Raw genomic sequence first — 21,227 nt, 5'->3', positions numbered from 1 at the left:
CACGGGCCTCAATAGCGTTTGAACCGGTCCAGCAGGCGGTCGATATAGTCGCGTTCAGCTTTCGGACGGTTCTGTTCCGACGCCCGGCGGCGCAGTTCCTCCAGGATTTCGCGGGCGCGTTGCATGTCGGCTTCCGCAGGTATTTTCACTTCTTCCCCGTTCAAGCTGCCAGAGCCGGGCAGGGGACGACCCAGCGGGTCGCGGCCCTGCTGCCGTCCCGATGGGGTGCGTTGGCCGCCAGCCTGCCCAGGGTTGGCGCGGGCCATCTGTTCCTGCATTGATTGCAGGGTCTGCGCCAACTGCTCCAGGGCTTCGCCTTGCGAGGCAACAGCCTGATCCGGGGCGCCGCTACGCAGGGCATCGGCGGCATCCTTCATGGCACGTTCGGCACGGCCGAGAGGGCGGGGGATTTCCCCGCCGATTTCCCCAAGCCGGCGCATCACGTCGCCCAGTTCGGTGCGCAGATCATCTTGCTTGCTGGCCATGGCGCCGGCGGCCGGGTCTGCGGGGCTGCGCTGCTGGGCCCGGCCATCAGGATTGGGTGCACGGCCCTGGCGGTTGGGCATGCCCAGGCCCTGCATCTGATTTTGTGGCAGTTGCTCTGCCTGGTCGAACTGGTCTTGCTGCTGGCTGAAGGTCTCGTCCATCAGTTGCTGTTGCTGTCTTTGTACGTCACGCAGCTTGCGGGCCAGCTCGGACAGGGCTTCCGCCTGTTGATTGGCCTGCGGGTCCTGTGGTGGCGGCGACTGACCATTTTGCAGATTTTCCATCAGTTGCTGAAGCTGTGACAGCATCTGGCGTGCGGCCTCATGGTTGCCTGACTGCGCCAGATCGCGCATCTGGCGCACCATGTCCTCCACCTCCTCCCGCGACATCGACTGGGCATCGGGGTCGCTGGGCCCCTGGTTCTGCGGTTGTCCATTCTGCGGCTGTTGCTGCGCTTCCTGCTGGGCCAGGGCATCCATGAACTCTTGCATGGCCTGTTCCAGGCGCTGCATCGCGCGATCGATCTCTTCGGCCGAGGCGTTATTATCAAGCGCCTCCATCAGCGCCTTCTGTGCATCGCGCAGTTCACGTTCAGCCAGCGACAGGTTGCCATCCTCGATCCGCAGGGCCACATCCCACAGCATGGCGATGGTGCTGGGCACCGTGTCCGGCCCGGCATTGCGCATCAGCCGGCCCACAGCACTGCGCAGCGCCAGGAAGGCCAGGGGGTCGCCGCCATAGCCATCCAGATTGACTGACAGGTCATGCAGGGCGCGGCCAACTATCGGGCGCACGGCGTCGCCCATCAGGATCAGGGTCTTGCGCTGTTCGATGATGGCATGGGCGACAGGATGGTTAAAATGCCGCTCAGGCAAGGTCATTGTCTGCTCGGCACTTTGCGATACCTGGCCGGCGCCATCGGTGGCGCGCAGGCGGACATTGACCGGCATGCCAGCCCAGGGATGGCCGGTCAGGTCGTGAAAGCCGGTGCCGGTGATCTCCCGGCGGTTCTTGGCTGGGACAGGCAGGGTGAGGTCAATGGGGGTGCGGTCGATGGCGCCGGCCAGATCGGTACCCAGGGTTACCGTGGCGGTAACGGTATGGATGCCGTAATCATCGGCACCCGTATAATCGATGCGCAGGGCATTGCGTTCGGTGGCGCTGGGCGGCGTGCGAAAGGCAATACCGGGCGGTTGATCCGGTACCAGCCGGATAGGCCAGGAGGCCACCTCGCGCCCGAATTGCCGGACGGAGACATCCTCGCCGCTGGTCAGGGCCACCTCGATCTGATAGCCGCCGCCGGCAACGGGGGCGAAATCGACACGCTGGTCGTTGGCATCAAGCGAGGGTGTGCCGAACCCCCCATCCAGGCGCACAACCAGCTTCGTGCCGGCCGGGAGGAACAGCAGTTTTTCCTCGTCCGCTTCCGCAGGGCTGTCGGCGGGTTTCTGGCCCGTCAGGAAAACTGGGGGCTGTCCGGTATAGTCCGGTGGTGTGGCCCAGGCATCCAGCCGCGTGGGCGTCAGCAAGTCGCCCAGACCGAGGGAGGGTAGCAGCGCGCCTGCGGTGCGTCCGCCGAGGTCACCCCAACCGACCGTGGCCCCCACCACCATCAGCAGTGCTGCCGCCACGCGCAGGGCCCACGGGTCGCGAGTGGGCAACCGACTGTCCGGAAGATCGACGCGCAGATGCTGCGCCTGCTGCCGCGCCCGTTCCTGTGCAGCACGCCACAGGGCGTGGGCCACCGGATCGCCCGCCCCGCCGGCAATGCCATCTTGCAGTTGTGATAGAGGCCGGTGGGCCAGTTGGCTGTCGCGCTCCAGACGGCGACGGGCATCGACCTCGGTTGGGCGGTTCAGTTCCCGCAGACCCTGCCGGACAAGCCAACCGGTACCGCCCAGGATTGCCAGCAGCAGCGGCACATGCAGCCAGGGCGACATGCGGATGAAAAGGCCCATCCAGGCCAGCGCCAGGAACAGACCCAGAAGGGACAGGGGCCGCCACAGCGCGGGCCACAGCCTCTCCCACCATAGGGCGGCACGGGCCAATTTCAGGGCCGTGCTGTCGGCATCGCCGGGCAGCGGCGCCTTGCCCGGTGGCAACCGACCCTGCCCGCCGGTCCGATACCGGTCCAGCAGCGTCCGCAACCGGGCGGCCAGCGGCCGTACCGGTGCTTCCGGCCGGGGGGTGGGCGTGCTTGACGGGGCAGGGCGGGGCGGCATCTGTCGTTCAAACCTTCACAAGTCGCCCGACAGCCTACCCCGCTTTCACCGCTTAAGGGGAGAGCCAATCGGGATTGGTTTCCAGTGACAGACCGTCCTCGACGCTCGACCGGCAGTGCGCCACCTCGACCTTCGTGCCGGACACCAGCCCGTCGGTTACCAATGACCGAAATATATGTCGAAGACGTGGCAGCGCCATAGGCACCCGCCATCAAAACGGCCAGCAGGTCCCCCGGCACAAAGGGGCGGCAACAGGGGTAGACGGGTCAAATTGCCTTCTGTCTCGCAGACTGGATCGACAAAGTCGGCGCCGGCCGCCGACTTCGCTGCACTGCATCTTATCCTTCTGCATATAGGCCTGGATATTGGGAATTTTAAGTAAAAATGCTTTGATATGTGACGAAATCTCTACCGGGGTGTGGTCAAAATGAAAGCAGTATCTGTGATTATACTGTCACTTGTCTTGGCCGCTGCCGGTTCGGCTGCACGGGCCGAGGTGGGGATATTGCCAGACAGGGTTGTCGTCGGACAGGTCGCAGCGCAGTCCGGCCCGGCCGCCGCTCTTGGTTCCGGTATGCGCACAGGGCTCCTGGCCGCTTTCGCGGAAGTTAACGCCAAGGGTGGCGTGCATGGCCGCAAACTGACCTTGGTCAGTAAGGATGATACGTACGAACCCAATGACAGCGAGGCGCTGACCCGTCGTATCATCCAGGAAGACAATGTTTTTGCCCTGTTGGGTCCTGTTGGCACACCGACGTCAAAGGCGGCACAACCCATAGCGGAAACGGCAGGCGTTCCGTTCATCGGTCCTTTTACGGGGGCTGGTTTCTTGCGCGATGCAAAGTTGACCAATGTCGTTAATCTGCGTGCCTCTTATGACCAGGAAACCGAAGCCTGGATCAGCTATCTGGTCGACACGCGCCGTGTGGAAAAGATCGCTATTCTCTTTCAGGATGACAGCTTTGGCCAGGCGGGGCTGGCCGGGGTGAATAAGGCCATGGAGAAGCGCGGCAAAACCTTGGCGGTAGCGGCCAGCTTCCCCCGCAACACCACCGACATTGCTGCCGCGCTGGCCAAGATCCAGTCTGCCACGCCCGCCGCCGTCGTCATGGTGGGCCCCTATGCGCCCTGCGCGGCCTTCATCAAGGCGGCGCAGACAGCCAAATTGAACGCGATTTTCATGAACATCTCGTTCGTTGGCAGTGAGGCGCTGGTGGATGAACTTCAGGGCAAGACGGAAAATGTGATCATTTCCCAGGTTGTACCCCTGCCCTGGGACGACAGCCTGCCCGTGGTGCGCGACTATCAATCGGCCCTGGGGGGCAAGTCGAAGCCAGGCTTCATCTCGCTGGAAGGATACCTGGTCGGCCGCCTGTTTATTGAAGCCTTGCAAAAGGCCGGGCCAGAGCCGACCCGGGCCAAGCTGATGGAAGCCATCATGGGCACCCGCGACCATGACATTGGTGGCTTCCGCCTCAATTTCGGCCCTGGCGACAATCAGGGTTCCGATAAGGTCTACCTGACGCAAATCACCGACGACAGCCGTTTCGTTATCCTCAAATCCGGGGAGTGAGCGGATTGTAGGGGGCCGGCTGCCGGCCCCCCCCTTATGGTTCCAACCAGTCTGGAACGGTTTCCAGTGCCAGACTGTCCTCGAAGCTCGGTCGGCGGCGCACCACCTGAAATGCCGTGCCGGATACCAGCACCTCAGCCACCAGCGGCCGGGAATTATATGTCGAAGACATAGCGGCGCCATAGGCACCCGCCGTTAAAAAGGCCAACAGGTCCCCCGGTGCCACCGGCGGCATGGGGCGCAGGCGGGCGAAGGTATCGCCCGTCTCACAGATCGGACCCACGATGTCGGCATCAGCCCAGATGGCATCTGCGGCCGGCTGTGCTACGGGGATGACCGTGTGCCACGCCTCATACATGGCCGGACGCACCAGATCATTCATGGCGGCATCGACGATCAGGAAGCGGCGGTGCAGCCCTTCCTTCACAAAGATGGTGCGGGTCAGCAGAAGGCCGGCAGCCGCCACCAGCGACCGCCCCGGCTCCAGCGTGACATGGCAGCCCAGGTCGCCGACCGTTTCGGCAATGGCCTTGGCATAGGCGGGATAATCGGGGGCCTGATCCTCCGGCTTGTACGGCACGCCCAGGCCGCCGCCCAGATCGATGCGCGACAACGGCACGCCCTGTGCCTTCAGTTCGCGGACCAGACCCGCCAGCTTGCCAAACGCCTTGCGGAAGGGCGTGGTCTTTAGAAGCTGGGAACCGATATGGACGGCGATGCCGACCGGATTGATACCGGGCAGCGCCATGGCGCGGGCATAGGCCTCACCCGCATGGGCGAAATCGATGCCGAACTTGTCCTCCTTGCGGCCCGTGGCGATCTTGCCATGGGTTTCGGCGTCGACATCCGGGTTGATACGAATGGCGATGGCGGCTGTGACGCCCAGGTCCACCGCGACCGACGACAGCATCTCCAGCTCGGGCAGGCTTTCGACATTGATCTGGTGGATGCCGGCCTGCAGCGCTGCCACCAATTCGTCCCGCGTCTTGCCTACCCCGGAAAAGACGATCTTGTTGGCAGGGATGCTGGCTGCCAGGGCACGGCGCATCTCTCCCACCGACACCACGTCGCCGCCGGCGCCCAACTGTGCCAGGGTGCGGATGATGGCCAGATTGGAGTTGGCCTTCAGCGCGTAACAGATGGTGACATCCTGGCCGGCAAAGGCATCGGCATAGGCGCGCCAGGCAGCGGCCAAACCTTCCGTCGTGTAGACATAGGTGGGCGTGCCCACCGAGGCGGCGATGGCGGACAGGGCCACACCCTCGGCATGCAGCGCGCCATCGGTGTAATGGAAACCGGGAACGGGGAAGCAGGTCATTGTTGCGGCTTCTCAGACGAAGGGGGGACCGGCTTCGGATCGCTGGCCGGATCGGGATAGGTCTTGGGCGGCGGGCTGCCCGGCGGGGCCTTGGGGAAATGCGGTTTCATCCCGCACCCGGCCAGCGCCAGAAGGGCAACGACAAGGATGGCTTTGCGCATGGGCATGCTCCTTCCGGGGATCTGGATTACAGGAACCGCTGTTTGGCGGCTGCCACAGCCTCACGCACCCGTGCGGGGGCGGTGCCGCCAAAGCTGGTACGGCTGTTGACGGAGGCTTCCAGGGTCAGCACGCCATAAACGGCGTCGGTGATGCCGGGATGTACCGCCTGCATCTTCTCCAGCGGCACTTCAGCCAAGCCGGTGCCTGCCTCTTCCGCCAGCTTCACGATGCGGCCCGTGATGTGGTGCGCGTCGCGGAACGGCACACCCAGGGACCGGACCAGCCAGTCGGCCAGATCGGTGGCCGTGGGGAACCCGGCCTCCACCGCGCGGCGCATGGCGGCGGGATCGGGCGTCAGGTCGCGGATCATGCCGGTGGTGGCGGCCAGACACAAAGCCAGCGTCTCATCCGCCATGAACACCGGCTCCTTGTCTTCCTGCATATCCTTGGAATAGGCCAGCGGCAGGCCCTTCATCACAATCAGCAGGCCGTTCAGGGCGCCAATCACCCGGCCCACCTTGGCCCGGACCAGCTCGGCGGCATCGGGGTTGCGCTTCTGCGGCATGATGGAGCTGCCGGTGGTAAAGGCGTCGGTCAGCCGGATGAAGCGGAACTGGCTGGTACACCAGATCACGATCTCTTCGGCCAGACGCGACAGATGCGTGCCGCAGATGCTGGCGGCGGCCAGATAATCCAGCGCAAAATCGCGGTCGGACACGGCGTCCAGCGAATTGGCCGTGGGCCGGTCAAAGCCCAGCGCCGCCGCCGTCGCCTCGCGGTTGATGGGATAGGGGGTGCCGGCCAGTGCGGCGGAACCCAGCGGGCATTCATTCAGCCGCTTGCGGGCATCGCGCATGCGCGCCCGGTCACGGCCCAGCATTTCCACATAGGCCAGCAGATGGTGGCCGAAGGTCACGGGCTGTGCCGTCTGCAAATGCGTGAAGCCGGGCATAATCAGGTCCGGGAACTGTTCAGCCCGGTCGATCAGGGCTGCCTGCAGCGCCTGAATATCGGTGTCCAGCCGGTCGAACGCGTCGCGCACCCACAGTTTGAAATCGGTCGCCACCTGATCATTGCGCGACCGGGCGGTATGCAGGCGGCCGGCGGGTTCGCCGATAATCTCCTTCAGGCGGGATTCCACATTCATGTGGATATCCTCATTCTCCACCGTGAAGGTGAAGCGGCCCTCGGCAATCTCCCGTGCCACCTGATCCAGGCCGGCCAGAATGGCGTCGCGGTCGGCATCGCTGATGATGCCCTGGGCCGCCAGCATCGTGGCATGCGCCTTCGACCCCGCAATATCCTGCGCCCAGAGTTTCTGGTCAAAGCCGATGGAGGCGTTGATCTGCTGCATGATGGCGGCGGGACCAGAGCCAAATCGCCCGCCCCACAGCGCGTTGGCGTCGGTTCCGGCGGCGGCGGTCTGGGTGGTTTTCTCGGTCATCGTCATTCTGCGTCGGTTTGCGGGGTTGACGGCGGGGCCATCGGGCACGAACTCTGTCGCACAAAGTTCGATAGAGGGCAGAATGGCGATTTTCCGACGCATCGCAACAATCGTGGCCGTGGGTACAGCAATTCTCGTAACGGGGGGCTGCGGCGAAAAGAAGGAAAGTGGCGCGACCAGTGTGCCGTCGGCGGCACCCGCCTCCACCCCAGCCGCCATGCCCGTTTTCCAAGGGGAATCGCGCCCCTTCGTGGCCAGCCCTGACCGCCCCGCGCTGCCGGCCCTGACCATCACCGACAAGGATGGCAACCCGGTCGATATGGCATCGTTCAAGGGCAAGGCGCTGCTGATCAATCTTTGGGCCACCTGGTGTGCGCCCTGTATCCGCGAGATGCCGGCCCTGGACAGGCTTCAGGCAGAGATGGGCGGCGACAAGTTTCAGGTGGTCGCCATCTCGGTTGACCGGGGTGGCCTGAATGAAGTCGGACCCTTCTATGAGAAAGCGGGCATCAAATCCCTGCCCATCTATCTGGATCAGAAGATGACCAGCATGAAGGCCTTCCCCCTGAAGGAAGGCTTGCCCTTATCGATTCTGGTTGATGCGGAAGGGCGGGAAATCGGCCGTCTGGCTGGCGCTGCGCACTGGGATGGTGCGGAAGCCAAGGCGCTGATCGGGTGGGCGATGCGTTGATATGAAAATGAACCGGGGGCGAAAATACCACTTGATCGCCCCCGGTTCATCGCATAGAAAGCGCGCCTCGCACGGCTCTAGTCCCCATCGTCTAGAGGCCTAGGACACCGCCCTCTCACGGCGGTAACAGGGGTTCGAATCCCCTTGGGGACGCCAAGCGATCATCAAAAAGCCCCGCTGGTCGCCAGCGGGGCTTTTTGCATTCTGGTTTTGCCAGCAACCGATGGGGCAACATCCCCCGGCAGCGCAGCCTGCCGGGGGATGCGGCACTTATCTCACGCTTCGCTGGCGCGCTTTTCGCCTTCGATGGCGGCCTGGGCGGCGGCCAGGCGGGCGATGGGGACGCGGTAGGGGGAGCAGGAAACGTAATCCAGCCCCACCTTTTCACAGAAATACACCGACGACGGGTCGCCCCCATGCTCGCCGCAGATGCCCAGCTTGATATCGGGTCTTGTCTTGCGGCCGCGTTCAGCGGCGATCTGTACCAACTCGCCCACACCGTCGGTATCGAGGGTCACGAACGGGTCATGTTCCAGAATGCCGGCCCGCTGATAATCCGGCAGGAAGGCGCCGGCATCGTCGCGGCTGATGCCGAAGGTGGTCTGGGTCAGGTCGTTGGTGCCGAAGCTGAAGAAGCCGGCCGTCTCCGCGATCTTGCCGGCCTGCAGGGCCGCACGCGGCAGTTCGATCATGGTGCCGACCAGATAATCGACCTTGTGGCCGGACGCCGCGATGACTTCCGCGCCGACGCGGTCGATCACCGCCTTCAGGATGTCCAGCTCCTTCTTGGTGCCCACCAGCGGGATCATGATCTCCGGGATCACGGTCTCACCGGTCTCCTTGAACACCTCCACCGCCGCCTCGAAAATGGCGCGGGCCTGCATCTCATAGATTTCAGGATAGGAGATGCCCAGGCGGCAGCCGCGATGGCCCAGCATCGGGTTGGCTTCATGCAGTTGCAGCGACCGGTGCTGCACCTTGCCCAGATCGGTGCCGGCGGCCTTGGCCACCTCCACCATTTCGGCTTCCGTATTCGGCAGGAATTCGTGCAGCGGCGGGTCCAGCAGGCGGATCGTGACGGGCAGGCCCTTCATGATCTTGAACAGTTCGACAAAATCCTTGCGCTGCATGGGCGCAATCTTGGCCAGGGCTGCGCGGCGACCGGCCTCGCTTTCGGCCAGGATCATCTCGCGCACGGCAATGATGCGCTCAGCATCGAAGAACATATGTTCGGTGCGGCACAGGCCAATGCCTTCGGCCCCAAACTTGCGGGCCGTGCGGGCATCCAGCGGGGTTTCGGCGTTGGTGCGCACCTTCATGCGCCGATGGGCATCGGCCCAGCCCATCAGTTCGGCAAAGTCGCCCGACAGTTCTGGCTGGATGGTCGGCACTTCGCCCAGCATCACCTCACCGGTTGAACCATCAATGGTGATGATATCGCCGGCCCGCACCTCAACATTGCGAACCGTAATGATGCCGCGCTTGTAATCGATGCGCAGTTCACCGGCACCGGCCACGCAGGACCGGCCCATGCCACGCGCCACCACCGCCGCGTGGCTGGTCATGCCGCCGCGGGTGGTCAGGATACCCTTGGCCGCGTGCATGCCGTGAATGTCTTCCGGGCTGGTTTCCACGCGGCAGAGGATGACATTGTCCCCCAATCCGGCCTGCTTCTCCGCCTCTTCGGCCGTGAAGACGACCTTGCCGCTGGCGGCACCGGGGCTGGCCGGAAGTCCCTTGGCGATGATCTGTTTCTTGGCCTTGGGGTCCAGCGTGGGGTGCAGGAGCTGATCCAGCGACTTGGGCTCGATCCGCAGGATACCTTCCTTCTCGCTGATCAGGCCCTCGCGCACCATGTCGACCGCGATCTTCAGCGCCGCCGGGGCGGTGCGCTTGCCCGACCGGGTTTGCAGCATATACAGCTTGGACTGCTGGACCGTGAATTCGATGTCCTGCATGTCGCGGTAATGCTTTTCCAGCTTCAGACGCACCGCGTTCAACTGCGCGAACACTTCCGGCATGCTTTCTTCCATGGCCGGCAGGTCAGAGCCATTGGCGATCTTGCCGGCGATGGTCAGGTGCTGCGGCGTGCGAATGCCGGCCACCACATCCTCACCCTGGGCATTGATCAGATACTCACCGTAAAAGGCGTTCTCGCCCGTCGACGGGTTGCGGGTGAAGGCCACACCGGTGGCACAGTCACCGCCCATATTGCCGAACACCATGGCCTGGATGTTGACCGCGGTGCCCCATTCGGCGGGGATGTCGTGCAGCTTACGATAGGTGATGGCCCGTGCATTCATCCAGGACCCGAACACGGCCCCGATGGCGCCCCAGAGCTGTTCCTGCGGGTCCTGCGGGAAGGGGCGGCCCAAGGCCTCCTGCACCACGTCCTTATAACCCTTGATGACTTCCTGCCAGTCTTCGGCGGTCAGTTCAGTGTCCAGGTTCAGATCACGGCCGCGCTTGTGATCTTCCAGCACTTCCTCGAAATGATGGTGATCCACATCCAGCACGACATTTCCGAACATCTGGATGAAGCGGCGATAGCTGTCATAGGCGAAGCGGGCATCGCCCGACCGCCGCGCCAATCCTGCCACCGTCACATCATTCAGGCCCAGATTCAGGACCGTATCCATCATGCCCGGCATCGACGCGCGGGCACCGGAGCGCACGGAAACCAGCAGCGGGTTTTCCGCGTCGCCGAATGTCATGCCCACAATCCGCTCAATTTCCGCCAGGGCGGCGCCGACCTCGGCGCGCAGGCTGTCGGGATATTGGCGGCCATTGGCATAAAAGTAGGTGCAGACCTCTGTCGTGACCGTAAAGCCAGGGGGCACCGGCAGGCCGAGATTGCTCATCTCCGCCAGATTGGCGCCCTTGCCGCCCAGGAGGTTCTTCATCTCCGCGCGACCTTCGGCCTTGCCTTCACCGAAGCTGTAGACCCACTTCGTCATGATCTTGGTCCCGTTTGATTATGGGGTTGGTCTGGTGGTGACGTGGTGAAACACCATGCAACATTGTTTAAGGTGTTGTTGCATGGAATACGGGCCGTGGCCCGAATGGGGGAGTGGCGGCCCTGTAGGGCGGTAACGGTGCGGGCAGCCCCCACCGTCATCCCCGCGAAAGCGGGGACCCAGGGGCCACAGGAAAATGGGTGTGAGGGTGCGACCGCCCCCCCNCCCGCGAAAGCGGGGACCCAGCGAGAGCGGCGATAGCCGCGATATGACTCATATCGGCGCTGACGCGCCTCGACACTGGGTCCCCGCTTTCGCGGGGATGACGGGGGGGAGTGCGGGAGTGCGTGGGCACCATCGGCCCCCACCACTACCAAACTACCGCACTGCAACAAGGATAGCGTAATTCCACTACCTTTACCGCCGCACCGCGCCCGCCGTGGCGGGCGGGGGGTGCGGGGGTGAAGGATCATGGGGTCAGCCTTCGATCTTCGAGAAGTCGGCGATCAGGTTCAGCGTCGCGCGGATCTGGCTCAACAGGCGCAGGCGGTTGGCGCGCACCGGCGCTTCCGGCGCGTTGACCGTCACCTTCTCAAAGAAGGCATCGACGGGCGCGCGGAGCGCCGCGAAGGCCGCCATGGCACCGGTGAAGTCTTCTGCCGCGATAAGGGGGGCCGCTCGGCTATGGGCCGCGACCAGGGCGTCGGCCAGGGCCTTTTCCTCATCCTGGGTCAACAGGCCGGCATCGACGGCACCATCATGCGGGCCGTCCTTCTTTTCCTCGATGCGCAGGATATTGCTGGCGCGCTTGGCAGCGGCCAGCAGGTTCTTGCCGTCATCGGTGGCGATCAGGCCGGACAGCGCCTCGACGCGGGCCAGCAGGCGGACGAAATCATCCTCGCCGCCCAATGCAAGCACAGCGTCAATCAGGTCGTGACGGACACCCTTTTCCTTCAAGCTGACCTTCAGGCGGTCATAGAAGAAGGGCAGCACGTCGGATGCGCCACGCAGACACTTGTTAAAGACGTCAACCAACACGGTCTGTTTCGCGGCGTCCGAAACATAGGGCTGTAAATGCGCGTGCAGTTCTTCAGCCGCAAGAGGATTAGCGTTGCCGACAATCCCGAACACCAACTCTTCAAGGTCCTTGCCGACATCATGGCCGACGGCGGCCCCTGCCGACCGGGCGATCAGCGACAGATGACCTTTGATGACCTCACCCAGCTTCACCCGCAGCCCATTTTCCACGATCAGCCGGATCACACCCAGCGCCGCACGGCGCAGGGCGAACGGATCGCGGGAACCGGTGGGCTTTTCGTCGATGCCGAAGAAGGCGACCAGCGTGTCGATCTTCTCGGCGAGCGCCACCGCCACCGACACCTTGTCGGTCGGCACGCGGTCGGACGGGCCCAGCGGCTTGTAATGGTCGGCAATCGCCTCGGCTACGGCGGCCGGCAGCCCTTCGTGATAGGCGACATAGCGGCCCATGATGCCCTGGACCTCGGGGAATTCACCCACCACGCCCGTGGTCAGGTCGGACTTGGACAGGCGGGCGGCCAATGCTGCCTGTTCAACCGTTGCTTCGTCCCAATTCAGGGCCTTGGCGATGGCAACCGACAGCGCCTCAATCCGCTCCACCCGCTGCGCCAGGGTGCCCAGCTTGGCATGGAAGGTAATGTCCTTCAGGCCGGGCACCCGGTCTTCCAGTTTCACCTTCAAATCCTGGTCCCAGAAGAACTTGGCGTCTGACAGGCGGGCGCGCAGGACGCGTTCATTGCCGGCGATGACGGCCTTGCCACCGTCGATGGTGGTGCGGTTGGCGACCACGACAAAGCGCGGGGCCAGCTTGCCGTCGGCGGTTTCGAGAGCGAAGTAACGCTGATGCGTGCGCATCGACGTGGTCAGCACCTCCGCCGGCACGTCCATGAATTGATTGTCGATGGCACCGGTCAGGACCACGGGCCATTCGACCAGACCCGCCACTTCTTCCAGCAGACCCGGATCATCCTTCAGGACAAAGCCTTCGGCCTTCGCCGCATCTCGCGCGCCGGCCAGGATCAGGCGCTTGCGCTCCTCCCGGTCCAACACGACATGGGCTGCCAGCAGCTTGGACGCATAGTCGGCGAAGCTGCTGACGGCGAAGGCACCGGGCGATAGAAACCGGTGGCCTTCGGTCTGGTTGCCATAGGCAATGCTAGTACCGCCCAGGTCCAGGGTGCCGGGAATGACGGCACCATCAAACAGGGCGATGATGGAATGCAGCGGACGCACCCACAGGAATTCATTGGCACCCCAGCGCATGGACTTGGGCCAGGGCAGTTCGCGGATGGCGGCATCAATGATGCCGGGCAGGGCGTCGATGGTGGCGCCGCCCTTCTTTTCGATCACCGCGAAATAGAACACGCCCTTGCCGGTGTCGCGCTGTTCGGCCTGATCGATGCTGGACAGGCCGGCGGATTTCAGGAACCCGGCCAGCGCCTGTTCGGGCGACCCGACGCGCGGCCCTTTCTTTTCTTCCCGCACGTCGGCTTGCGCGGTCGGCAGACCGTCGACCAGCAGGGCCAGTCGGCGGGGGGTGGAATGAACCTCGGCCTGGGTGAAACCAATACCCGCCGCCGACAGCTTCTCCGTCACCAGACGCTTGAAATCCTCAGCCGCGCGCACCTGCATGCGGGCCGGGATTTCTTCCATGAACAGTTCGATCAGCAGTTCGGCCATTTTGGTCACAAGCGTCCGGAGATTATTGTTCTGGTCTCGTAATGATCAGGGTCAGGCGGCTTTACCCTTGCGGTAGCCATCGGCCAGCCACGCCTCGCAACAGGCCTTGGCCAGCGCGCGCACCCGCAGGATATAGCTCTGTCGTTCCACCACCGAAATGACCCCGCGCGCATCCAGCAGATTGAACAGATGGCTGGCCTTGATGCACTGGTCATAGGCGGGCAGGGCCAAACCATGGGACAGCAGGGCCGCGCATTCCTTCTCCGCGTTCTGGAAATGCTGCAACAGCATCTCCGTATTGGCGTATTCAAAGTTATGCGCGGAATATTCCTGTTCGGCGCGGTGGAACACCTCGCCATATTTCACGGCCGGGCGGTCACCCACGGGATCGTTGAAGCGCAGGTCGTAGACGTTTTCCACGCCCTGGATATACATGGCGAGGCGCTCCAGACCATAGGTCAGTTCGGCCGCCACCTTCTCCACGCCGATGCCGCCCACCTGCTGGAAATAGGTGAACTGCGACACTTCCATACCGTCGCACCAGACCTCCCAGCCCAGGCCCCAGGCGCCGAGTGTCGGGCTTTCCCAGTCATCCTCAACAAAGCGGATATCGTGCAGGGCCGGATCAACGCCCAGCGCCACCAGCGACTGTAGATACAGGTCCTGGATGTTGGCCGGCGACGGCTTCATGATCACCTGGAACTGGTAATAATGCTGCAGGCGGTTGGGGTTTTCGCCATAGCGCCCATCCTTGGGACGGCGCGAGGGCTGAACATAAGCGGCATTCCAGTTGTCAGGACCCAGTGCGCGCAAGGTGGTGGCCGGGTGGAACGTGCCCGCACCCACTTCCATGTCGTAGGGCTGCAAAACCAGGCAGCCCTGGGCCGCCCAGAAATTCTGCAGGGTCAGGATAACGCCCTGGAAGGAGAGGGGTTCTTTCGCCGCCATGGTCCCGATACTTCACACGCTTGTTACACTGCATCGCACCTTAGAGGGCGCCAAGGGTCAAATCAAGGCAACGACCTGACTATGTTCTGTGCGGGGAACGCAGGGCTGATGATGCGTTTATTGCGCGGATGCCGCCCTGACCACACTGCCGGGCTTGGCCTTTGTGTGGGAAAAGCCTATTGCTTTACGTGAGATCACCCTGGAACGACCATGGCCGCCGACGCCCTGCCCCGTACCCGCCTGTTCATTGACCAGCCCCTGGCCGCGGAGGGCATGGTGGCGCTGGATGGTGACCGGGCGCATTATCTGCGCGCCGTGTTGCGCCAGGGGCCGGGGGACAAGGTCCTGGCCTTCAATGGCAGGGATGGGGAATATCTGGCCAGTATCGAAACGCTGGCCAAATCCGCCGGCATGCTGCGGCTGGACCGCCAAACCCGCACCCCCGTGACCGATGCGCCGCCCTCACCCTGGCTGGTCTTTGCGCCGTTGAAGGGCGGGCGCAGCGAATATGTGGTGGAAAAGGCGGTGGAATTGGGCGTGGGGCGGCTGGTGCCGGTCTATACCCGGCGCAGCGATGTCGGACGGATCAATCTGGACCGGCTGCGCGCCAATGCATTGGAGGCCGCCGAACAGTGCGAGCGGCTGGACGCGCCGGACGTTGTGGACGGGATCGACCTGCAAAAGCTGCTGACCACCTGGGAACCCGGCCGCACCCTGTTCGTTGCCGCGGAGAGCGGGGACGCGCAACCGCTGGTGACCGCCGTCACAGCGGCCGCGGGCAAGCCCGTCGCATTCCTTGTGGGTCCGGAGGGGGGATTTGACAGACAAGAACTTGATGCCCTGCGCCGCCTGCCCTTTGTGGTAAGCGTTGGCCTGGGGCCGCGCGTGCTGCGCGCCGACACGGCCGCCTTTTCCGCCCTTGCCGTCTGGCAGGCGGCGGCAGGCGACTGGCGATGCGGCGATGGTGATGCGCGACCGCCCAATCGTGTCTGATGTTTCCGCCCTGCCGTCCCTGCAACATCCTTAGTCGTTAAGGAAATCTGAGCATGTCCGCACCTCCGACGTCGCGCGGCGAACCGATCACCGACCGCCGGCAATTGGTCGAGTATCTGGAGAAGGGCAATAAGCCGGCTGCCGATTGGCGCATCGGTACCGAGCATGAGAAGTTCGTCTTCCGCGGCCCCGACCACGCGCCCGTCCCTTATGCCGGCCCTGGCGGGATCGGAGAGATTCTGGGGGAGTTCCAGAAGCGATTCGGTTGGCAACCAGTCTATGAGGGCGACAATGTCATTGCCCTGACGCAAGGGCTGGCCAATATCAGCCTGGAACCGGGCGGGCAGTTTGAACTGTCGGGCGCACCGCTGACCAGCATCCACCAGACTTGTGGTGAGGTGGGCGAGCATCTGTCCCAGGTACGTGCCATCGGCCAGGATCTGGGTTTCGGCATGCTGGGCCTGGGCTTCAATCCGAAATGGAAGCGGTCTGACATCCCCTGGATGCCCAAGGGCCGCTACAAGATCATGGGCGACTATATGCCCAAGGTCGGGACGCTGGGCCTGGACATGATGACCCGCACCTGCACGGTGCAGGTCAATCTGGACTTCGCGTCGGAAGCCGACATGGTCAAGAAGTTCCGGGTGTCGCTGGCGCTGCAACCGATCGCTACGGCGCTTTTCGCGGCCAGCCCCTTCACAGAGGGCAAGCCCAACGGCTTCCAGAGCTTCCGGTCGCATATCTGGACCGATACCGACAAGGATCGGACGGGCGATCTGCCCTTTGTGTTCGAGGATGGGTTCGGGTTCGAGCGGTATGTCGATTATGCGCTCGATGTACCCATGTATTTTGTCTATCGCGACGGCAAATACCTGGATGCCTCGGGCCTGTCGTTCCGCGACTATCTGGACGGCAAGCTGCCGATCCTGCCGGGTGAACTGCCGTTGATGACCGACTGGTCGGATCATATGACGACGATGTTCCCGGAAGTACGCCTGAAAAAGTACCTGGAAATGCGCGGCGCCGATGCCGGCCCCTGGGGCCGCCTCTGTGCCCTGCCAGCGCTTTGGGTCGGGCTGCTGTATGACGGGGCGGCACTGGATGCCGCTTGGGATCTGGTCAAGGGCTGGTCGCGTGAAGACCGCGCCAGCCTGCGCCGCGATGTGCCCCGCCTGGGCCTGTCCACCCCGTTTCAGGGGGGGACTGTGCAGGATGTCGCCCGCCACGTGGTTGATATTGCGCGCGAAGGGTTGCGCAGCCGCGCGCGTACCGCCGGTATGGGGGATGATGAAACCCATTTCATCGAACCGCTGGTGGCCATTGCGGAGTCGGGCCGGTCCTTGTCGACCGAGATGCTGGAAAAGTATGAAACGGTTTGGGCTGGCAGTGTTGATCCCGCCTACCGGGACTATGCCTATTGAAATGTTTCGCGAGGCGGCAACAACATTGCCGCCTCGTACTTCAGGTGGCAATTTTGTTGTCGTTCACGACTCATTTAACTACAATGCCGTCCGTTTCGGCATGCAAGATGCGGCCAGGGTAAAGGGCGCGCCATTTTGAACATCAGGTTCGGGGAATTCACCGACAAGGCGCTGGAACGGGAGTTCCGTCTGGCCGTCATGACGCGGGAGGTGCGGCAGCTACGCATCGGGCTGCTGACCTTGATGCTGTTCCGCCTCTTCCCGATTGCGTTCGATTTTTACACGCTGCCCCTGGCCCAGGTGACCAACCTGCTGCTGCCATTGCGCATGTCGATGCTGGCGCTGTCGGTGGCGATCCTGCTGCTGCCAGCCGATCCGCGTTTCTATACGGTGCGGCATGCCGGTATCATGGTGCTGCTGACCGGGTTGTTTGCGGTCAATGCTGTTGGACCGTTCTGGTTTGGGGAAGCACCCAGCCCGTTGGGCATCAGTTTCCCGGTCGCCATCATCGTGATCATGAATTATGTGCTGCTGCCAACCCGCTGGTCCTGGATGGTGGCCTGGGGGGTGGTGGCCAGCCTGCTGCATCTATTGGTGCTGCTGCCCATCACCGGACCGACGCCTACGCAGACCAAGATGGTCCTGGCCATGTTGTTTGTGGTCAATGCCGCCGGGGCTTTCATCAGTGCCCAGTTGGCCAGCCTTTCGCGTCGGGATTATCTGCATCTGCGGCAATTGCAGCAGGCGAACCGGGAATTGCGCGAACGCGAAACCGTGATCGCAGAGCAGCGCGACCGGCTCAGTGAAAAGGTCGTTGCGCTGGAAGAAGTACGCCAGCGCCTGATCGACACCCAGGATGACCTGGTCCGGGCGGAAAAGATGGCGGCCTTGGGTGGCATGGTGGCTGGGGTTGCCCATGAACTGAACACACCAATTGGGATTGCCCTGACCGCCATCACCCATATCGAGGATGGGGTTGCCGATCTCAACCAGGCTGTTGCCGATGGCAAACTGACCCGGACCCGTTTAGCGGAATATCAGACGATGCTGCAGGAAAGCGCGCAGCTTGTTCATGTCAACATCGCGCGGGCCGCCGAACTGGTGCAGAGCTTCAAACGTGTCTCGGTCGACCAGGCCAGCGAGGAACGCCGGCCCTTTCTGCTGCGTCATTATATCGAAGAGGTCTTGTCCAGTCTGGGACCACGTCTGCGCCGTGAACCGCATAGAATCAGCGTCGATTGCCCGGCTGATCTCGATATGGACAGCTATCCGGGTGCGTTGTTTCAGGTTCTGACCAATCTGGTGATGAATGCGGTGATCCATGCCTTTGACCCTGGCAAGGTGGGCACCATTACCATCACTGGCCGCGCGCTGCCGGAAGACCGGGTGGAACTGGTGTTCCAGGACAATGGCCGGGGCGTCCACCCTGACCACCTGTCCCGGCTGTTTGAACCCTTTTTCACCACCAATCGGTCGCGCGGGGGCTCGGGTCTGGGCCTGCACATTGTCTTCAATCTGGTGACCCAGACATTGAAGGGCAGCATTGCGGTCAACTCAGCCGACGGGGAAGGGACATGCTTCATCCTGACACTGCCCCGTCATCTGCCGGCCGCAGAGGTAAGTCTGGTCGAACTTCTTCCCGATTAGGCGGAGCCGGGGCACCGTTGGATGGAGTCGCCCGCGTTGGGTGCGCTGGCACCTGCGGCCGCCTGTTTCGTTGGGTGCAGAACCCGTTACGGCCCCCCCCTCGACAGCATCTACATGGGTAAATATCCACCTGTGCTTGCAGGCCTGTTGCTGTCAGCCACCTGATTTCATAGGATGCGCGGCAGGTTGCGCACCTGCGTAGCCCGCAGGGGAGAAGGCGCGCACCACCCGAATGTTAAGGTTTGGGGAATTCGCCGACAGGGCGACGGAACAGGATTTCCGGCAGCATGTGCTGGATGCGGATGCGCGCGGGTTGCGGCGCAATCTGACGGCCCTGGCCGTGTTTTACCTGTTGGCCGCCTCTCTCGACTTTGTTTATTTCAGCCGCGAGACCGTGTTCGGTCTGATGATGCCCCTGCGCGGCGTGGTCTATATTCTGATTATCGCCACCATGCTGGTGCCGGTGCGGGCTGCGCTGGTCGGGGTGCGCCATGCCATGGTGATGCTGACGCTCACCTATATCTGGGCGCTCACCTCATACGGTGCCCTGGTGATCGAGGGGTTCCAGGTCGGGCTGACGGTCGGTTTCTTTGTGATGATCGTCGTGTTGATGAACTACCTTTTCCTGCCGACCCGGGTGATTTTCCAGATCCCCTGGGGGGTGGCGGCCAGCGGTCTCTACATCAGTATTTTTATGCCGGCGTCGGGGTCGACCTCGTCGCAGATCAGCACCACCATCGTGATGCATTCGCTGGCCAATATCTTCGGTGGCTTTACCGCTTATCAGTTGTCGACTCTGCGCCGAAAGGAGTTCCAGCGGCTACGGGCATTGCAGGCCGAACAGGCGCGGCTGGTTGATGCCAATGACGAACTGTCGCGGCGTGAAGCCATCATTGCCAGTCAGCGCGACCAGTTGGCGCAGCAGGTGGTGGATCTGGAAATAGCGCAGCATCAACTGGTGGAGACCCGCGACAGTCTGGCCCAGGCGGAGAAGCTGGCCAGCCTGGGCAGTCTGGTGGCCGGTGTGGCGCATGAACTGAATACGCCGATCGGTATTGCCCTGACCGCCATCACCCATCTGGAGGATGGGGTGGTGGCATTGGATCGCCTGGTGGCGAATGGCAAACTGACCCGCGCACAATTGACGGATTATCAGGAGATGCTGCGCGACAGTGCGCGGCTGGTCCATTCCAATATCGGCCGGGCAGCCGAACTGGTGCAAAGTTTCAAGCGGGTGGCCGTCGATCAGGCCAGTGCCGAACGACGGGATTTCCTGTTGGGGTCCTACATTGACGAGGTGCTGCAAAGCCTGGCGCCGCGGTTGCGTGGGGAGCCGCACCGGGTGACGGTGGAATGCCCCTACGGCATCCATATGGACAGTTTCCCCGGAGCCCTGTCGCAGGTGCTGACCAACCTGCTGATCAACGCCCTAATTCATGCCTTTGAACCGGGGCAGCAGGGAACCATCACGATCCAGGCGCGCGAACTGCCCGGCGATCAGGTGGAACTGCGGTTCCGCGATGATGGGCGCGGGGTGCCACCAGAACATCTGAACCGGTTGTTTGAACCCTTTTTCACCACCAACCGGTCGCGCGGCGGGTCGGGTCTTGGGCTTCACATCGTCTATAACTTGGTGACACAGTCCTTGCACGGGACCATCGCCGTCACCTCGGTGCTGGGCGAGGGCACGTGCTTCACCATGGTGCTGCCCCGCCATCTGCCGATGATCGCGGGGCCAGCACTGGAGGCGATGGGTTAGGCTAGCTGCTGCTGAATCGCTGCCGACTTGATGGCTTTTTGCAGCTTTTCAAAGGCCCGCACCTCGATCTGGCGCACGCGCTCACGGCTGATGCCGTAATGCTGTGACAGATCCTCCAGGGTCGTCGGCTCCTCGCGCAGGCGGCGTTCGACCAGGATGTGACGCTCCCGCTCGTTCAGGCCTTTCATGGCGCCGGCCAACAGGGCCTTGCGCTTACGCAATTCCTGTTCGTCGCCCAGGCGGATTTCCTGGCTTTCGCGCTCATCAACCAGCCAGTCCTGCCACTCGCCCTCGCCATCCACACGCAGCGGCGCGTTCAATGAATGGTCGGACGCGGCCAGACGCTGGTTCATGGAGACGACGTCGGCCTCGGGCACATCCAGCGTTGTGGCGATCTTCGTCACCACCTCTGCCGGCAGGTCCCCATCATCGATGGCCTGCATCTGCCCCTTCAGCTTGCGCAGATTGAAGAACAGCTTCTTCTGCGCCGCTGTGGTGCCCATTTTCACCAGCGACCAGGAGTGCAGGATATATTCCTGGATGGCGGCCCTGATCCACCACATGGCATAGGTGGCCAGGCGGAAGCCACGATCAGGTTCAAACCGTTTGACGGCCTGCATCATGCCGACATTGCCTTCGGAGATCAGTTCGGAGACGGGCAGGCCGTAACCGCGATACCCCATGGCGATCTTTGCGACGAGGCGCAGATGGCTGGTGACCAGACGATGGGCGGCCTTGGTATCCTCATGCTCGCGCCAGCTTTTGGCCAGCATGTATTCTTCATCCGGTTCCAGCATCGGGAACTTACGGATTTCCTGAAGATAGCGACTGAGGCTGCTTTCCGAGCTGACGACCGGAATGGCGGGAACGGAAGCGGACATGTTAACC

Annotated in this window: 14 protein-coding genes and 1 tRNA gene; 7 read left to right on the top strand and 8 right to left on the bottom strand. The window is 63.0% G+C overall.

All coding sequences use genetic code 11. From position 1 onward, the window contains the following. Nucleotides 1-8: 8 nt before the first annotated feature. Complete coding sequence (locus CHU95_RS09420; RefSeq protein ID WP_094456046.1) at nt 9-2,708, bottom strand: TIGR02302 family protein; 2,700 nt, start codon at nt 2,706-2,708, stop codon at nt 9-11. Nucleotides 2,709-3,135: 427 nt separating this feature from the next. Between CHU95_RS09420 and CHU95_RS09415 the strand changes: the two genes are divergently transcribed. Continuing rightward, nucleotides 3,136-4,281 (top strand): ABC transporter substrate-binding protein, encoded by a 1,146-nt coding sequence (locus tag CHU95_RS09415; RefSeq protein WP_094456044.1) that lies wholly within the window; start codon nt 3,136-3,138, stop codon nt 4,279-4,281. A gap of 34 nt (nt 4,282-4,315) precedes the next feature. Here CHU95_RS09415 and lysA read toward each other — a convergent pair whose 3' ends face one another. The 3 genes from lysA to argH are packed head-to-tail and all read right to left on the bottom strand — an operon-like array spanning nt 4,316 to nt 7,211. After that, a complete protein-coding gene (lysA, locus tag CHU95_RS09410) occupies nt 4,316-5,599 on the bottom strand; it encodes a diaminopimelate decarboxylase (protein ID WP_094456042.1) in 1,284 nt (427 codons plus the stop codon). Beyond that, nucleotides 5,596-5,760: a hypothetical protein gene (locus CHU95_RS22415; RefSeq protein ID WP_165772105.1), complete on the bottom strand. Its 165-nt coding sequence runs from the start codon at nt 5,758-5,760 to the stop codon at nt 5,596-5,598. The genes lysA and CHU95_RS22415 overlap by 4 nt, the downstream gene beginning before the upstream one ends. A gap of 26 nt (nt 5,761-5,786) precedes the next feature. Next, nucleotides 5,787-7,211, bottom strand: a complete 1,425-nt coding sequence (argH, locus tag CHU95_RS09405; RefSeq protein WP_425435962.1) for an argininosuccinate lyase — start codon at nt 7,209-7,211, stop codon at nt 5,787-5,789. 76 nt (nt 7,212-7,287) lie between these two features. On the opposite strand from argH, the gene CHU95_RS09400 reads away from it, so the two are divergent. Together CHU95_RS09400 and CHU95_RS09395 are read left to right on the top strand one after the other, a co-directional pair. Then, a complete protein-coding gene (locus CHU95_RS09400) occupies nt 7,288-7,896 on the top strand; it encodes a TlpA family protein disulfide reductase (RefSeq protein ID WP_245838088.1) in 609 nt (202 codons plus the stop codon). Nucleotides 7,897-7,976: 80 nt separating this feature from the next. Then, nucleotides 7,977-8,052, top strand: a tRNA-Glu gene (locus tag CHU95_RS09395). 119 nt (nt 8,053-8,171) lie between these two features. On the opposite strand, the gene ppdK is transcribed toward CHU95_RS09395, so the two are convergent. The 3 genes from ppdK to CHU95_RS09380 form a co-directional block, all read right to left on the bottom strand. Continuing rightward, nucleotides 8,172-10,853, bottom strand: coding sequence for a pyruvate, phosphate dikinase (gene ppdK / locus CHU95_RS09390; protein WP_094456040.1), 2,682 nt, complete (start codon nt 10,851-10,853; stop codon nt 8,172-8,174). 477 nt (nt 10,854-11,330) lie between these two features. Continuing rightward, nucleotides 11,331-13,571 (bottom strand): glycine--tRNA ligase subunit beta, encoded by a 2,241-nt coding sequence (glyS, locus tag CHU95_RS09385; RefSeq protein WP_094456289.1) that lies wholly within the window; start codon nt 13,569-13,571, stop codon nt 11,331-11,333. Nucleotides 13,572-13,622: 51 nt separating this feature from the next. Further along, a complete protein-coding gene (locus tag CHU95_RS09380) occupies nt 13,623-14,519 on the bottom strand; it encodes a glycine--tRNA ligase subunit alpha (RefSeq protein WP_094456038.1) in 897 nt (298 codons plus the stop codon). A gap of 210 nt (nt 14,520-14,729) precedes the next feature. On the opposite strand from CHU95_RS09380, the gene CHU95_RS09375 reads away from it, so the two are divergent. From CHU95_RS09375 to CHU95_RS09360, 4 genes are all read left to right on the top strand, one after another. Continuing rightward, on the top strand, nt 14,730-15,512 hold the full coding sequence (locus CHU95_RS09375) for a 16S rRNA (uracil(1498)-N(3))-methyltransferase (protein ID WP_094456036.1): 783 nt from the start codon (nt 14,730-14,732) through the stop codon (nt 15,510-15,512). Between the two features lie 53 nt (nt 15,513-15,565). Next, nucleotides 15,566-16,933, top strand: coding sequence for a glutamate--cysteine ligase (locus CHU95_RS09370; RefSeq protein ID WP_094456034.1), 1,368 nt, complete (start codon nt 15,566-15,568; stop codon nt 16,931-16,933). A gap of 135 nt (nt 16,934-17,068) precedes the next feature. Then, on the top strand, nt 17,069-18,580 hold the full coding sequence (locus CHU95_RS09365) for a sensor histidine kinase (protein WP_094456032.1): 1,512 nt from the start codon (nt 17,069-17,071) through the stop codon (nt 18,578-18,580). Between the two features lie 232 nt (nt 18,581-18,812). After that, complete coding sequence (locus CHU95_RS09360) at nt 18,813-20,339, top strand: sensor histidine kinase (protein WP_094456030.1); 1,527 nt, start codon at nt 18,813-18,815, stop codon at nt 20,337-20,339. Here CHU95_RS09360 and rpoH read toward each other — a convergent pair. Beyond that, on the bottom strand, nt 20,336-21,220 hold the full coding sequence (rpoH, locus tag CHU95_RS09355; RefSeq protein WP_094456028.1) for an RNA polymerase sigma factor RpoH: 885 nt from the start codon (nt 21,218-21,220) through the stop codon (nt 20,336-20,338). The two genes, CHU95_RS09360 and rpoH, sit on opposite strands and share 4 nt — an antisense overlap. Nucleotides 21,221-21,227 lie beyond the last annotated feature (7 nt).

The organism is Niveispirillum lacus (genome assembly GCF_002251795.1).
Taxonomy (GTDB): Bacteria; Pseudomonadota; Alphaproteobacteria; order Azospirillales; family Azospirillaceae; genus Niveispirillum; species Niveispirillum lacus.
Note: the sequence above shows the minus strand (reverse complement) of the source record. Positions and strands in the feature narration are given on the sequence as shown.